General features: G+C 76.1%; 1 protein-coding gene. It reads left to right on the top strand.

What is annotated here, in order from left to right; all coding sequences use genetic code 11:
- Window positions 1-60: 60 nt before the first annotated feature.
- Window positions 61-376, top strand: a 316-nt coding sequence (locus tag AC1DSF_RS31350; RefSeq protein WP_478184205.1) for an SAM hydrolase/SAM-dependent halogenase family protein, incomplete at its 3' end; no start/stop codon positions are given.

Genomic DNA, 376 nt, shown 5'->3' with positions numbered 1-376 from the left:
CGCGCAGTCCGGCCCGAACGTCGGCTCGGGCACCGGCCCCGCCCTGCACGACGCCGACTTGTGACGCCTGTGCTGCCCATCTCGTTCCTGACCGACTACGGCACGGCGGACGGCTTCGTCGCGGCGTGCCACGGTGTCGTGGCCCGGATCGCCCCGGAGGCCCGGGTCCTCGACATCACCCACGAAGTCCCGCCGGGGGACATCCGGCGCGGCGCGCTGCTGCTTGCGCAGACGCTCCCCTACCTCCCGCCGGGGGTGCACGTGGCGGTCGTCGATCCCGGGGTGGGGACGGCGCGGCGCGGCGTGCTCGTGCGCACGCCCGAACACCTGCTGGTGGGGCCGGACAACGGGCTGCTGCCGTGGGCGGCGGACGCGC

The organism is Variovorax sp. 01N429 (genome assembly GCF_056399425.1).
This window is presented reverse-complemented; position numbering and strand designations above follow the sequence as displayed.